The 14,408-nt window shown below is 36.1% G+C and carries 17 protein-coding genes and 1 pseudogene; 11 read left to right on the forward strand and 7 right to left on the reverse strand.

Annotated elements, in window-relative coordinates:
• Positions 1-304 precede the first annotated feature (304 nt).
• Both MSBRM_RS08020 and MSBRM_RS08025 read left to right on the forward strand, forming a co-directional pair.
• A complete protein-coding gene (locus MSBRM_RS08020; protein ID WP_048118042.1) occupies positions 305-676 on the forward strand; it encodes a PRC-barrel domain-containing protein in 372 nt (123 codons plus the stop codon).
• Between the two features lie 265 nt (positions 677-941).
• Positions 942-2,119 (forward strand): annotated as a pseudogene (locus MSBRM_RS08025) (IS256 family transposase).
• 59 nt (positions 2,120-2,178) lie between these two features.
• Here MSBRM_RS08025 and MSBRM_RS08030 read toward each other — a convergent pair.
• The 3 genes from MSBRM_RS08030 to MSBRM_RS08035 form a co-directional block, all read right to left on the reverse strand.
• Positions 2,179-2,883 carry a DUF4365 domain-containing protein gene (locus tag MSBRM_RS08030; protein ID WP_048118041.1) on the reverse strand — a complete coding sequence of 235 codons (705 nt, stop codon included), beginning with the start codon at positions 2,881-2,883 and terminating at the stop codon, positions 2,179-2,181.
• Positions 2,838-3,092: a hypothetical protein gene (locus tag MSBRM_RS20245; protein ID WP_048118039.1), complete on the reverse strand. Its 255-nt coding sequence runs from the start codon at positions 3,090-3,092 to the stop codon at positions 2,838-2,840. The genes MSBRM_RS08030 and MSBRM_RS20245 overlap by 46 nt, the downstream gene beginning before the upstream one ends.
• 132 nt (positions 3,093-3,224) lie before the next feature.
• Positions 3,225-3,599, reverse strand: coding sequence for a cupin domain-containing protein (locus tag MSBRM_RS08035; RefSeq protein ID WP_048118037.1), 375 nt, complete (start codon positions 3,597-3,599; stop codon positions 3,225-3,227).
• Positions 3,600-3,897: 298 nt separating this feature from the next.
• On the opposite strand from MSBRM_RS08035, the gene MSBRM_RS20250 reads away from it, so the two are divergent.
• A complete protein-coding gene (locus tag MSBRM_RS20250; protein WP_155396463.1) occupies positions 3,898-4,038 on the forward strand; it encodes a hypothetical protein in 141 nt (46 codons plus the stop codon).
• Positions 4,039-4,146: 108 nt separating this feature from the next.
• Here the strand turns inward: MSBRM_RS20250 and MSBRM_RS08040 are convergent, their stop codons facing one another.
• From MSBRM_RS08040 to MSBRM_RS21200, 4 genes are all read right to left on the reverse strand, one after another.
• Entirely contained in the window at positions 4,147-4,440 is a 294-nt protein-coding gene (locus MSBRM_RS08040; protein ID WP_230629190.1) for a GrpB family protein, read from the reverse strand.
• Between the two features lie 254 nt (positions 4,441-4,694).
• Positions 4,695-5,189: a GNAT family N-acetyltransferase gene (locus MSBRM_RS08045; protein WP_048155324.1), complete on the reverse strand. Its 495-nt coding sequence runs from the start codon at positions 5,187-5,189 to the stop codon at positions 4,695-4,697.
• A 1,064-nt stretch (positions 5,190-6,253) separates the two neighbouring features.
• Positions 6,254-6,751, reverse strand: coding sequence for a class I SAM-dependent methyltransferase (locus MSBRM_RS08050; protein WP_230629189.1), 498 nt, complete (start codon positions 6,749-6,751; stop codon positions 6,254-6,256).
• 50 nt (positions 6,752-6,801) lie between these two features.
• Positions 6,802-6,978, reverse strand: a complete 177-nt coding sequence (locus tag MSBRM_RS21200) for a class I SAM-dependent methyltransferase (RefSeq protein ID WP_230629188.1) — start codon at positions 6,976-6,978, stop codon at positions 6,802-6,804.
• 194 nt (positions 6,979-7,172) lie between these two features.
• Between MSBRM_RS21200 and MSBRM_RS08055 the strand changes: the two genes are divergently transcribed.
• The 8 genes from MSBRM_RS08055 (at position 7,173) to MSBRM_RS08090 (ending at position 14,341) form a co-directional block, all read left to right on the forward strand.
• On the forward strand, positions 7,173-7,379 hold the full coding sequence (locus tag MSBRM_RS08055) for a hypothetical protein (RefSeq protein WP_048118032.1): 207 nt from the start codon (positions 7,173-7,175) through the stop codon (positions 7,377-7,379).
• 313 nt (positions 7,380-7,692) lie between these two features.
• Complete coding sequence (locus MSBRM_RS08060; protein WP_048118030.1) at positions 7,693-8,277, forward strand: YbhB/YbcL family Raf kinase inhibitor-like protein; 585 nt, start codon at positions 7,693-7,695, stop codon at positions 8,275-8,277.
• A gap of 21 nt (positions 8,278-8,298) precedes the next feature.
• Entirely contained in the window at positions 8,299-8,844 is a 546-nt protein-coding gene (msrA, locus tag MSBRM_RS08065; protein WP_176722140.1) for a peptide-methionine (S)-S-oxide reductase MsrA, read from the forward strand.
• A 253-nt stretch (positions 8,845-9,097) separates the two neighbouring features.
• Entirely contained in the window at positions 9,098-9,922 is an 825-nt protein-coding gene (locus tag MSBRM_RS08070; RefSeq protein WP_048118027.1) for a hypothetical protein, read from the forward strand.
• A gap of 274 nt (positions 9,923-10,196) precedes the next feature.
• A complete protein-coding gene (locus MSBRM_RS08075) occupies positions 10,197-11,135 on the forward strand; it encodes a hypothetical protein (protein WP_230669112.1) in 939 nt (312 codons plus the stop codon).
• 117 nt (positions 11,136-11,252) lie between these two features.
• Positions 11,253-12,350 (forward strand): NADH:flavin oxidoreductase, encoded by a 1,098-nt coding sequence (locus tag MSBRM_RS08080; RefSeq protein ID WP_048118021.1) that lies wholly within the window; start codon positions 11,253-11,255, stop codon positions 12,348-12,350.
• A gap of 155 nt (positions 12,351-12,505) precedes the next feature.
• On the forward strand, positions 12,506-13,498 hold the full coding sequence (locus MSBRM_RS08085) for an IS701 family transposase (RefSeq protein ID WP_048155834.1): 993 nt from the start codon (positions 12,506-12,508) through the stop codon (positions 13,496-13,498).
• 264 nt (positions 13,499-13,762) lie between these two features.
• Positions 13,763-14,341 carry a helix-turn-helix domain-containing protein gene (locus MSBRM_RS08090; RefSeq protein WP_048118018.1) on the forward strand — a complete coding sequence of 193 codons (579 nt, stop codon included), beginning with the start codon at positions 13,763-13,765 and terminating at the stop codon, positions 14,339-14,341.
• Positions 14,342-14,408 lie beyond the last annotated feature (67 nt).

Consider the following 14,408-nt stretch of genomic DNA (forward strand, 5'->3'; position numbering starts at 1 on the left):
AGGTTGTACTTTAGAATTACAGCAGTTTCAAAAATATCTCGCACTTCGGGAAAATTCATAGATATTATCTTGCTCACTGTTTTTTTACTGGGAACACGACATCAAGTTCTTAAGAAATGTATATTATTAATGAATTACTAATATTAATAGAATAGTTCATTGGGGTAACCAAGAAAGAAAAACTTCCATACTTAAGTCTGGAATGGAGAAAAGACAGGCGGAAAGAATGTAATGCTTCTCTGTACTTTTGAAAGAGGTAAATAAAAGACAGTAAGTGTGAATAATACATTAGGAGTTGAAGTTTATGGGAATAGATGAAGAACTGCACGTTCCAAAGAAAATGAATTTTGTGCCGACAACGAAAATAAAAGGATCTAAGGTCTTAACTATTAAAGATGAAGAACTTGGAAAGATTGAAGAAGTCATGATTGACTCTGAACGGGGAAGAATAGCATACGTAATACTTGCTTGTGATTGTTTTATTGGTATGTCCTGTAAATTATTTGCCATTCCCTGGGAAGCTCTTAAAGCAACTCGAGGTGATTATATCCTTAGAGTTGAGAAAGGAGCATTCAAAGCGGCAGAAGGTTTGGGCGACAACGTGTGGACTTTAACTCGTAATGATTTGACTAAAATATATGAAAAGTATAACGTTCCTCCTTACTGGGAAGTTTAAATGCCCATTTTCGAGTAATGAGATAAAAATTGTTGCTTCCAATCCCATTTCCTTACAGATGTAGGACTTATGCAGTTGAACTGAAAAATCAACAGCATCAAACCACTAACTGTAGTAGACCATTAACTGTCTAAAACAGGATTTCAATCCACAGTTTCTTCCGTGATTGATTTTGAATTTCAAGTGCGTACAGTCCTAAGAAAAAGACAGAAAAGACTTGAAGTTCTCAGAATGGGCAGTGTAGCGAAAGTCCTGTAAAATATGATTGACTCTATATCCATTTTCTTCATCACAAAAAATAGGATGTAGAGTCAATGATTAATGTATTCTCATTCAAAAAGATTATCTTGTCGATCAGGAAGATGGAATTCGCCAGTTAATTACCTGGTTTTTAAATCTTGTCATGGAGAAGGAAGCCCTTCTCCAATCTTGTGCACAAAGTTATAGCGTACTGATTCACGAAAAACCAGTAGAAACGGCTACAAATCCCGCACTCTCCTTACCAAATATGGAGAACTTGAATTGTTAAAGCCTCAGTTCCGTGAATTTCCTTTTGAAACTCAGGTATTTGAAAAATATTCCAGGGTTGAAAAGTCTATATTAGCTGCTGTAGCGGAATCTTACCTTCAAGGTGTTTCTTCCACCCGACGGGTGGAAAAGGTCATGACTGCTTTAGGATTAGAGGGAATCTCGGCCTCTTCTGTTTCCAGAATTACTAAAGACCTTGATGAGAAAGTTGAAGAATTTCTCTCAAAGCCAATAGAACATGAAATTCCTTACCTTTTTGTTGATGCGATTTATCTTAAAGTAAGAGATTGACTCCATTATGAAAATAAAGCTCTTTTTGTAGTTGCTGGAATCAGAGATGATGGTTTACGTAAGATTCTTGGAGTAAGATTGGCAGACAGTGAAGACTCTCTATTCTGGGAAGATCTATTCGAAGACCTGAAAGAAAGAGGGTTAAGAGGCGTCAAGTTAGTTGTTTCTGATGGTCATAAAGGGATACGAAAAGCATTTAGAGAATCCTTTATTGGATCAAGCTGGCAGATGTGTCATGTTCATCTGATAAGACAAGTTCTAAAAAAGGTTCCAAAAAAGAAACAGAAAGAAGTATCAGAAAAAATAAAAGAAGCATTGGTAGACCGTCAGAAGTTACAGGATTTGATAAGGGAACTGGAGAATATGGGATATAAAAGTGCAGCTGATACTCTTGAACATTTTCAGTATGATGTAATGAACTACATGCAGTTTCCACAGAGTCATTGGAGAAGAATAAGGACAACAAATATGATGGAGAGAACTAACAAGGAAATAAAAAGAAGAAGCAGAGTTGTGGGAGCGTTTCCGAACCAGGAATCAGTATTGAGACTGGTAGTCTCAATACTGATAGACATTAATGAAGACTGGATTACAGGAAACAGGTATATAGTAATGGAGCAGTAATCAAAAAAGAAGAATCAGGGGTATAGAGTAAAATTTACAGAAGATTAGGCACACTGCCTTTACTTTTCGATTATTAATTCCTTTGCATATTTTTCTGGTTGGTTATTACTTGGATTTTTTGAAATAATATTTTTTACAATACAAATCTCTAATTCTTTTCGTAGATCCTCCTTCAATTTATCTGATATTTCTCTAATCTGCAAGTCGTTTTTATTGAAGTTAATAGGATAAAGCAAATATGTAATGTTGTTTTCTGAGTAATTATTGTATCCAATAACTAATTTCCAGCAATTTTTGTAATATATTTCTTTTATGATAGTAAAATCTGTATCCAAATATAGGTTCAGTCGATCTAAAAATTTATGAATATTATGGAATTCAGATTTTTCTACGCCAAGTAAACTATTTTCTTGTTTTAATATTTCATATGCTTTTTCAAGGCTTGTATGTTCTTCTAATAAATCATCGTAATAGCAAATTTTTTTGCTGTAATCTTTAATAATTTTCTGCCACTCTAATAAATATTCTGAATTTCCTTTCCGAATGATATTCTTTAAAGGAATTTTTACACTTACTGACTCTGATCCTTGCTTGATTCTTAATGCTAAATTTGTTAAGAGTTCTCTGCTGATAAAGAGCCAATAGGCAACCTCATTTTTTATATCAACTATAATCAGAAATACTGGTGATGTGCAACTTTCACAATATGGGAGGAACTTTAACGAACATTGATATTTAGGCTCTCCTGAAAATCCATCTGACACTTCTTTATTTGAACTTCTATTTTTCCAATTGGCTCATGATCTTCATTTCTAATTACCAAATATCCATCAGTATTTGGGATTTTATCCATCTCACGAATATCTGGTTTTACATACTCACTCAGTATATATTTAAGGACGGTAATCGCCCTACTTTCTGGAATATTAGTTAAAGGATATTTTGCAGGAGCAGAGGGAATTATTTTATCCATCAATTGTAAAACAGTTCTAACTTTATTTAAATGTATTTAAAAATGCTTATGTGAAAATTAATGTTTGCTTCTGTTTCTAGATTGGTTTAATTCTTTATGTAAAATTAGTTTTTTCTAACGTCTGAACGATCTCTAACCACACTTTTTATAAATTAATCGCCTTTCAACTCTCTGAATCCGTTTTCCTCCAAAAGCATGAATAGTTCTCGTTCCCGCAACACACTTTCCACACTGTTCTGTCCCCTTCGGAATAAATAACTCGTCCCCGGGATTGAGAACAAACTTTTCGCCATTCAATACTGCCGTATACTGGTCGCTAACACAAACCATGTACTCATCAAATTCATGAATATGTTTCTTAGAAACCCTGTCCGAATAGCAGGTCCAGAAAGCCATCTGGCTGCCGTCTGTGCCTTCGTAAAAATAGCCATCGATGTCCTCAGTATTTTGCTCTTTACTGCTGATATGGTTACTTTTACTTTTCATAAAGTCCGGAAATTCTTTCACGCTTGAAACCGCCCATTATTTAAGTAATCTGCGTAATATCATATTAACGCATGAATTGTAACGTCAAATCAAAAAATAACTCATAAAGAACTTTTATTCCTTGTTCGCAAGTTAAGACAACATAAAGCAGTACTTACAAAAATATCGTAATGTTTTATAATATTGATTTTCTATTTAATATAAGCGCAGGTTTGTATTAACAAAAAGACTCAATATCATAATTATTTCAGTATATTTGTATCATAATTATTTCAATATATTTATTACTTTAACAGACATAAACTATTGAGGTGAAAAAATGCCAGCAAGAAAGGTGAAGAATGATAATAAAGAAAGAGAATTAATAAAAAAACTAGAATCAATAGAAGAAATGAAAAAAGATACAGTAGAACAAATAAACATAGAAGAGGAACCCGATGAAAGTAAAAGGCCTAAATAAACAGTATATTACAAACAAAAGACTTGATTTAATATTTTTCACGAATTAAATTCATTTTCATTTATATTTTTTAAATAAAATCAAAACGAAAGAAGAAATAAGCCTTTTTTAATACTGCCGTATATGGCCGCTAACATCGACCGTGTACTGATCAATCTCATATGAAGAAGGCATAAGATCATCTACAAAAGTTCTTTTAAAAGCCTTTCTGCCTTCAACACCCAAATTTCCTTCGTGTTCAAATCCGATTTTTGAAAGCCTGTCTTTTACAGTCAGAAACACATCGTATGAATCAATGATTACGTCAATATCGATAATAGGTTTTGAAGCAAGACCTTCAACCGCTGTGCTCCCTACATGCTCAACACCAGTTATAAGATCACCAACACAATCAACAATCATTGCTTTTTTCAAAAATTCGTTTTTTCACTCAGGATCGTATGGCACAACTCTTACGATACCTTTCATTTTTACATCCATACTCATTCTCCTGAAAAATGCTTGAAATATTGTAAAAACCTTGCGTGAATTCCTGACTACGTGATGGATTTATTCTTGCAAATCAGAAACAGCATAGATATGGCAGTCTTAAATTACGCCTAATTCACACTTTATTGAATATTCATTAGAACTATAACTAACACAACCAATGATAATTATTTTATCTGTTTTTCCAAGATATAGGTTCCATTATATTTATCTCTGGGATTTTTAATTTTTACAACTTTAAATCCACATTTATTTACATAAAAATTATGGTTTCTTCTGGAAAAACCTGGCGTATCTGTGTACCATTTTACAGTAGCAGGATATTTTGATTTTATGAATTCCCAAATTATCAACCCTAATCCTTTATCCTGGAATTCAGGATCAAGAAAAATATTCCCTAAAAAGTTTACATTGTTTTCCTTTATCCAGACTATTACAGCACCGATTGGTTTGCCGTCTTTAGAAACCTTATATGCTTGAGATGCGGGATTCAGAGCATATTTGCGTAGAAAATCTCCGTTATCATAGCCATCAGGGCCCCCAGTTGGTTGATTTAGATGCCTTTGAGTATCCTCATCAAATGCTCTTTTCATTATGGGCGTAAGAACATCAACATCTTCTTCGTTAAATATTTCAAATTGAAGGCCACCATATACTTCCACTCAACTTGCACTCCTGTAAGTAAATTAAATTCATGTTTTTTCACTAATACAATTATCGTCTTCAATTCTTGACTCTTCGTAAATTACGTTAAAGGAGCAAGTATTAGGCCTTAGGCCTGTTGTACCAAGCTAGTGCATCGATTCCAAAGTATGTCCAAAATGAATTTTTTGAAAACCAGATCGAATCACTCTGTGACCGGCTGCGTTTTTCGTGTTACAGAATTCCATGTGACTTTAAAATAATATTTATGTTAATATTTGCGTCATAAGCTGTAATTATTTTCATATTATGCACGTATTTAAGAATAGATGCACTAGACTATGAAATCGTGTCGTTAAAAATATGAATTAAATTTAAATGATTAAAAACTCATCAAGTAATAATGATAACTTATGTTACAAAAGATATCAATCCAATCATTGTCAACAATATTTATAATAATATTACTAATTATTGGCATTGCCTATTATATTTTCCCAGGCCATGACTCCCTGTTTATACTTATTGGTAGCATTGTAGGCGCTGGACCTATTCTAATCATTGCAATCCTTGTTATGATAGGTTTAATAATTTCAATAGCCAAAATTGTTATTCGATATATTCATAAATAACAAACGTAACCTAAAACACTTCAAAAAGGCAGGGTAGATCTGCTTCTCAACCTGCACCTACGTTGTGTTTTACATTCAAAAATTTATAATCGTGATAGCCACTAGTGCATTAATTCCAAAGTATGTCCAAAATGAATTTTTTAAAAACCAGATCGAATCACTCTGCGACCTGTTGCGTTTTTCGTGTTACAGAATTTCATGTGACTTTAAAATAATATTTGTGTCAATATTTGTGTCAATATTTGTGTCAATATTTGTGTCAATATTTGTGTCAATATTTGTGTCAATATTTGTGTCAATATTTGTGTCAATATTTGTGTCAATATTTGCGTCATAAGCTGTAATTCTTTTCCTATTATGCATGTATTTGAGAATCGATGCACTAGTATTAGGTCTTGTTGTGCCAAGACATTACACCGAAAACGTTATTATGCGAGTGATAGAGTGTTTTCTTAAACCTTCTTTGCCCTGATTACTACAAATGAGGGAATTCTACAATGATACTCTTGCTCCGGATACAATTCTATTAATTCTCTTGGAGGAACCGGTTCTCTAAGTGAACTCACGTACATTCCTGCTTTTTCAACTGCTTCCATGTACCTTGATAAAGGTCTATGATAATGCAGTGTCTTGCCCCAGAAATTTAATTCTTCTACCCTTTCCTCTAAATAATTTCCTATTTTTTTATATGTTTTTATGCTATTTTCGTTTTCTTCCCAATCACTTAAAAAGAAGCATGGATGTGTAATTGAGAAAACAAAAGTCCCAGGCTTTTTCAGTACCCTGGCTACTTCAAAAACAAGTAATTCAATCTCAGGAATATCCATTAGCAACATATTCGCCACAACAATGTCAAATGACTTATCTTCAAAAGTTAACATTCTGGTCAAATCCATATTATAATATTGAAGATTATCATGGACGTGCTTGCGTTTTGCTATATTTAACATAGCTTCAGAACTATCTACAGCTATAACTAACGCTCCTTTTTGTGCAAGTTCTAACGAAAAAAACCGTCACCACATCCTGCATCAAGAACACGTTTTCCTTTTACGTTTCCTAATAATTCATTTACGGCAGCCAGGTATATCTGAGAATGAAAATTTCTTCCCCGATCGTTTTCTTCACTATAATTTTCAGCAACAATGTCCCAGTGGTTTATACTGTCTGTTCTCATAAATTAGCAGATCCTTTCAAATGAGATTTACCTATAGTAGCCACTTTAAATAATGCGCCATTTTATGTGTAAAATTTTGTCCGAATTCCGATTTACCTTTTTTGCCTCTGATTTATTCTGACTATATAAATATGCTCATATATCACCATAATTTATTTATTTTCTACGTTCCCATAGATTATAGGGGAATTGTTATGAAATGTGAAAGCTGTGGAGCAGAGAGTGAAGGAAGATACTGCAAGAAATGTGGTGAAATACTGGATGAAGTTGTAAGACGGGTAGGAGAAGCACGCTGGGCTGCAATGGATGATTGCTCATATATCTATCCGCTTGTCCAGCGCGTAGCTAAAGGAGAACTTACAGTCCACGATATTATTCAATCCCTTGATGTGGAAGACTGAACCTGCTTTTCTCTCAGGGCATTGGTCCGCAGATCCCGGGACGGGCTTGCAGGGCTTTTCTTCTGAGATGTAATGTAAGGCTTTATGACGAGTTTAGCGGAGGGGCCAACCTCTTACCTGCCAGAGTTCTCGCTTGAAATTTGAGTACTGAAGGAGGATGCATTTCAAACCAGGTCTCGAACTGTACTGCAGGAACCAGTCTTTTGAAATTAATTATAGTCCAGCCTTAGCTTTAAGCCTTAAAGTTATATCTCTTTAACTTTAATATTTCAGTGTTGAGCAGTTTTCCTGCTGTCAGGAGCTGGTGCCATCTATGAACAGAAAGACCGGTGCAGTTGTTCTGATATTCTTGTTTGCAGCAATGGTTTTCATTTCCGGATGCGTCCAAAATGAGAAAGCCCAGGCACCTGTAAATAAGGAGTTTCCCGAAACCGGTAAAGGGGATGAAAGCATGAACATTCAAAGTATAAAAGTTTCTAGCAGTGCATTTACATCTAATGGTAGTATCCCAGAAAAGTACACCTGTGATGGACAAAATATAAATCCGCCTCTGGAATTCGAAGGCATTCCTGAAAAGGCTGAGAGTTTAGTACTCATAGTAGACGATCCTGATGCTCCCACTAAGACATTTACACACTGGATTGTCTGGAACATAGAGCCTGTGGCGAAAATAGAAGAAGACAGTATACCTGGGGTCGAGGGTTTAAACGATTTCAAGGAAATTGGATATGGAGGGCCATGCCCACCCTCAGGCACTCACAGGTATTTCTTCCGGGTCTATGCTCTGGACAAGAATCTGGATCTTAAAGCAGGGGCGGGAAGAAAAGACCTTGAAAATGAAATGATAGGACATATTATTGCTGAAGGAGAGTTGATGGGAAAATACAGAAAAAAATGATTTTCTTATGGGGGGAAAAGAGTGGAAGAAAATCAAAAAACTGAATTAAATCCTAATTTTTTCGAAAATCCCGGAAGCGGCCTGGAAAAAGCAACCTTTGCTGCAGGTTGCTTCTGGGGCATTGAAGAGGCTTTCCGACAAGTTAAAGGTGTGGTCGCAACTGCGGTTGGCTTCAGTGGTGGGCATTTTGAACGTCCTACTTATGAACAGGTCTGCACCCTTGATACCGGGCATGCCGAAGCAGTTCGTGTGATTTTTGACCCTAAAGTAGTGTCTTATGAAACCTTACTTGATGTCTTCTGGAAAATCCATGACCCCACTACAAAGGACAGGCAGGGTCCTGATGTTGGAAAACAATACCGATCAGTTATCTTTTACCATGATGAAAAGCAAAAAATTGCGGCGTTAGCTTCAAAAGAAAAGCTTGAAAAATCAGGGGTTTTCAAAAATCCAATAGTAACTGAAATTGTGCCGATTTCCGAGTTTTATATGGCTGAAGAGTATCATCAGCAGTATTTTGAAAAAAAGGGTTTTCTGCAGAATGTACTCCGAGGCTTGAAGAAATAAACCCTAAAAAGAAAAATGCTACTTAACAATTTAAATCGAAAAAAATAACCTTTAAAATAGCCTTTTAGCGGAATAGCGCTTAACTTGTGTTCCTGTTACTTCATAGCATATTTTTTGTTTTTCTAACTCTTTTTGTTTTGTTAGATAATTTGATAAACATTCTACCAAATACATAGAGTAACTCATTAACTTTTGAGACAATGTTATTTTGAGACAATGTTATTTTGAGACAATGTTATTTTGAGGCAATGCTATGCGTTTTAAAATTCTAGCCGCTGCAATATTAATTTTATTGGGGATTGCCGTTTTTGCTGTTTATTCTGGCTCCAGCAACAAAGACATCCCGGACGACAATGATATAATTCAAAAAATAGAGGTTAACAACAGCAGTTTTCTTGAGTTCTCGAAAGATTTGGATGATTTTGAAACAGTAACCATAGATATCGATAAACTCAGGAAAGCCGCAGACAGTGGCCATGTATTTCTTAGATTAATGGGAGAAGAATATAAAATTCGAATCCAGGAGGCGTCCAGATACACTGAAGATGAATACTTTTATGCGGGACCTGTTGTAGGGTATAATGAGAGTAGAGCTGACTTATATTTACAAAAAAACAGTTTTTGTGGGTCTGTTGGGCTGGGTAAACCCAGGAATGTGACATATAACATTAGACCCACTGATGAGAAATATAATGGCAAAACAGTTTACATTGTATTTATGCAAGATTGGAAAAAAGAAAAGGAAAGGCTGGAAAAGATGGAAATTGATCCTTTACAATTTTTCCTCATAAACAGTGATTCCAAAAAGCATGTAATGTCTATTGAGATTTTTGATTTTAATAATGAATCCGTGTTCAAAGAAAACTACACAATAGACCCTGAGGAAAAGATTTCCTCACCGAAAATAAAGGCCGAGTTGGGACAATACAGGTATGAAATTATTCTGGACAATAAATTTACTTTTGAACAGAAAATACAGGCAGATTACGCAGCTGATGTTAGTTCTTCAGAAGCACTATACATCTACATTTCTGATGATCCAGAAAACCCTGTTACGTTCGGAATTACAGTTGCCTGAGTAAATTTTTGTAACTCGTATAAAGGGTAATATGAAGCTCGTATAAAGGGTAATATGAAGCTATAATAGTAAAGCTGTATATTCTCTTTATATATATTACTTTATATAAGCTAAAGTATTAATCTATTTTTTAAGTTTTTTCAATCTATTAATTATGAAGTTAAGATTTCAGCTAGTTTTTATACTTTATCGTCTAAGTTTAATATATATCATAATAATACTTACTTTATGAGGGAAATTTATGCGTATTATAATAATTACTGCAGCTCTAATCTTGTTGGGAATTGTAATCTTTTCGGTTCCTTCTGGTTCAAACAGCGGGGTCATTTCTGATAATAAAAATCTGATTCTAAAAATAGAGAATAATAGCAGTTTTCTTGAGTCTCCTATAGATTGGGGCGGTTTTAAAATAGCAACAGCAAATATCGACAAAATCAGGGAAACCTCTGTTAGTGAAAATTCAAAGAAGAATTTGTCGGAAACTGATGAGAACGATATATTTAAAGAAATAATACTTGACAGGAATTCAATTAAGGCTCCTGAATCATGTGATAGCTTTGAAACTGTAATAGTGAACCCTACGAAGTTCAGGGAATTAGCCTCGAACGGAACTGTAAATCTGGACCTCATGGGAGAGGACTATGAACTTAAACTTCAAGAAAGAGAGATTCAAAAACCAAATGTAAATTCTTATATGGGATACATTGCCGGAAAGCCGCAAAGTAGTGTTTTTTTCACAGTAGAAGACGATTCAATTGACGGCTGTGTCAATGTGGATTTTTTTAATCAATCATATGGGATCGCTTCAACTGACGAGAAGTATGATGGAAAGATTGTCCATCTTCTGTGGAGGTATTATAATAAAGGAGGAGAGACAGAAATTAAGAAACATCATTCGTTAGATCCATTAGAATTTTCCCTGAGAAATAGTGATAAAAAGAGCCATGAAATCCATATCGAGATTTTTGATTTCTATAATAAATCTGTATTTAAAGAAAACTACACAATGAATCCTGAGGATGAAATCTTTTCGCCTGAAATAACTGTCGAACCGGGATACTACAGGTATAAAATTATTTTAGATAATAAATTTACTTTTGAACAAAGAGTAACGGCAAGTTACGCTACTAATTTAGGTGGTTCAGAAAAACTGCATCTCAATATCTGTGATGATCCGGATAATCCTATTGAATTCATAAGTGAAATTGCCTGAGTAAATTTTTCTTCCTCCTCTCTTGCCACAGTTGAAGAGAACTTTATCTCTAACGCACGACTTCCTTTATTCAAGGGTCAGGATAATTATTTACCTTCCCTTAGCCTATTTTTTCTCATGATTTTTGACCCTATAACTGTCTGCAACCTGAAACTCCAGAACCACTTTGTCAGGTCCGCAACTCACGAATTTCTGGCTGAAGAAGACGGAACGCCAACTTTCCGGCTCGGAGACCTTTATGAAGAGCTTGCAAAAAATGAGGTCGGACTGATCATAACCGGCTATTCCTATGTCCTTCCGGGCGGGCAGAGCGATATCTACCAGCAGGGCATCTATGATGACCGTTTTATTGAACCCTACCGGAAAATAACCGAAAAAGTGCACAGGTACAAAAGCAAAATCGTGCTCCAGATAGTCCACGGAGGGCGTCAGGCAAGTGTTTCAGACGAATATCCTGTCCCAATGGCTCCTTCGAAAGTAAAAGACAGCCATTCGGCAGTTGTGCCGAGAGAAATGACCGAACAGGAAATCCTGGAAGTAATCGAAGCTTTTACAAAGGCGGCTATCAGGGCAAAAAAAGCAGGTTTTGACGGAGTTCAGCTTCACTGTGCCCACGGCTTTCTTTTAAGTAATTTTATTTCTCCCTATACGAACAGGCGGACTGACCGCTGGGGAGGCTCGGTAGAAAACCGGACAAGAATAGTCACGGAAATTGTCAGGCGCATAAAAGAAGAGGCTGGAGATTCTTTTCCCATTCTGGTCAAAATGAATGCTACCGATGGCTTCCAGCCCTGTTGTTCAAAGGCTGAACTGGGACTTGACATTTTCCAGGCCGTAGAAATTGCAAAGCTTCTGGAAAAGGCTGGAGTCTGCGCAATTGAGGTAAGCGGAGGAATCAGTGAAGCAGGTGGGGTAACTATAAGGACTGCAATCAATACTCCTGCAAAAGAAGCATATTTCAGGGATTGTTCTAAAGCAATAAAAAGTGCAGTGAACATTCCAGTTATTCTTGTTGGCGGCATCAGGTCGCTTTCGGTTATTAATGATTTGCTTGAAAACGGGTCTGCAGACCTGATTTCAATGAGTAGGGCATTTATCAGTGAACCTGACATTGTTTTGAAATTCAAATCAGGGAAGGTTAAAAAAGCAAGATGCGTATCCTGTAATCTCTGTTTCGATCCGGAGGGTATAAATTGCAATTTCCAGTTTGAGTAAGGGTTCGATCAACTCTCTGATTGATTAAACTCTTAACTTCTTATTTTACCATACATGTTTTTATTTATTAGGACTTACGCAGTTAAAATGCCGAAAACTTGATATCTTTATAAATATACTTATGGCTTAGTGTTTCTCTAAAAACGTACGGAGTTATGGACATAAATCCACCTAAGTGTACCGACATTGACTACATTAATTTTCTCATTGCGGCTTCTAACGTTTTTAGCTGTACTGAAGCTGCTAGATGTTATCCAGACATAGCTAATGCTCCTTCTCATGATGCTTTTACTCGTTGCCTTCAAAGGCAACCTCCAGACACGGAAGCACTATGGGAGGAAGTAAAAAGTTATGTCAAGCTTAAGGGAGGATACCTAATTGTTGATGATTCAACATTAGATAAACCATACGCAGAAGAAATTGCTTTTGTTCGTCGTATGTGGAGTGGAAAACATCATCGTACTGTAAAGGGAATAGGCCTGGTTACCTTAGTTTGGACTGACGGTACAACCGTTATACCTATCGATTTTCGAATTTATAACATCGATGTAGACGACAAAACAAAGAATGACCATTTCCGTGATATGCTTGACAAGGCCGAAGAACGTGGTTTTAATCCCAAATTCGTTTTATTTGATACATGGTATGCAAGTGTGAAAAACCTTAAAGCCATTAGACAGAAAGAGTGGCATTTCCTTACAAGATTGAAAAATAATCGTTTGGTAAATCCTGACAACAAGGGAAATGTGCCACTTGAAACAGTAGATATTCCTCCAAAAGGACGTGTGGTTCACCTCAAAGCATATGGATTTGTAAAGGTGTTTAGGATAGTTTCAAAAAATGGAGACACGCAACACTGGGTTACAGATGTGCAAGAGATGGATGAAGCAAAACGTGAAGATTTGGCAAAGAAGTCATGGAAAATTGAGGAATATCATAGGGGAATAAAACAGTTCTGTGGTGTCGAAAAATGTCAGGCAAGAAAGGAAGAATCACAAAGAGCACATATAATGTTCTCATTAAGAGCTTTTCTTAGACTGGAATTACAAAGAATCAAAAGTGGAATATCCTGGTTTGAAAGTGCTATGAAAATTAGAAGAGTGGCAGTGACAGAATACTTAAGGAATCCCCAATACACGTTAAATTAATTCAAATATTTGAAAGTTTGGAAAAAACAATATGCTAGGAGCCAACTGCGTAACTCCTATTTATTCTACCTGTTTCACTGTCTTTCTTCTATCTGTTTTATTGTCTCTATTCCCGATATCCGGATTCTATGGGATATTTAAAGCAAAAATAAACGTATTTATAATAGATGGATACAAAAGAGATAAGCCTTCTAGGCAATTAACAGGACTCTGGTTTATATTTTGCCGAGTCTGCTACCTTAAAATATTCATGAGGAAAGGATAATGTCAGAAGAGAACCGTGTCGGTAGTAAGATACGCCAGCTTAGAGAAGCCAGGGAAATGACAATTGAAGAATTGGCTGAAGCCAGTCAGAGCAGCGCGGAGTTAATCCAGCAGCTAGATAATGGGGCCCTGGTTCCTTCCTTAACACCTCTTTTAAAAATTGCTCGGGCTTTAGGCGTCCGCCTCGGTACTTTTCTGGACGATATGCCACAGAGTGGGCCTGTAATTGTCAGGGCAGGGCTGTCTGAAAATGTAGTCCGTTTTTCGGGGAAAACTGAGAAACCCAGGAAGAGTGCTCTTGAGTTTTATTCCCTTGCCTCCGATAAAGCAGACCGCAACATGGAACCTTTCATTATTGATATTCACCCGTCTCCCGAGGAAAGCCACCAGCTCTCTTCTCACGAAGGAGAGGAGTTCATTTATATTCTTTCCGGGGAAATTGAAATCTTCTATGGAAAGGATGTCCATAGGCTAAACACCGGAGACAGCATTTATTATGACTCTATTATCCCGCATGACGTTCATGCAGCAGGGAAAAAGGACGCAAAAATTCTAGCTGTAGTCTATGCTCCTCTGTAAAGCCGCAGTCAGGCAGAGGAGAACGTAAACACTTAATTATAACTGGCTGGAAACTCCATATTTGAGA

Origin of the sequence: Methanosarcina barkeri MS, assembly GCF_000970025.1 — an archaeon.
Lineage (GTDB): Archaea > Halobacteriota > Methanosarcinia > Methanosarcinales > Methanosarcinaceae > Methanosarcina > Methanosarcina barkeri.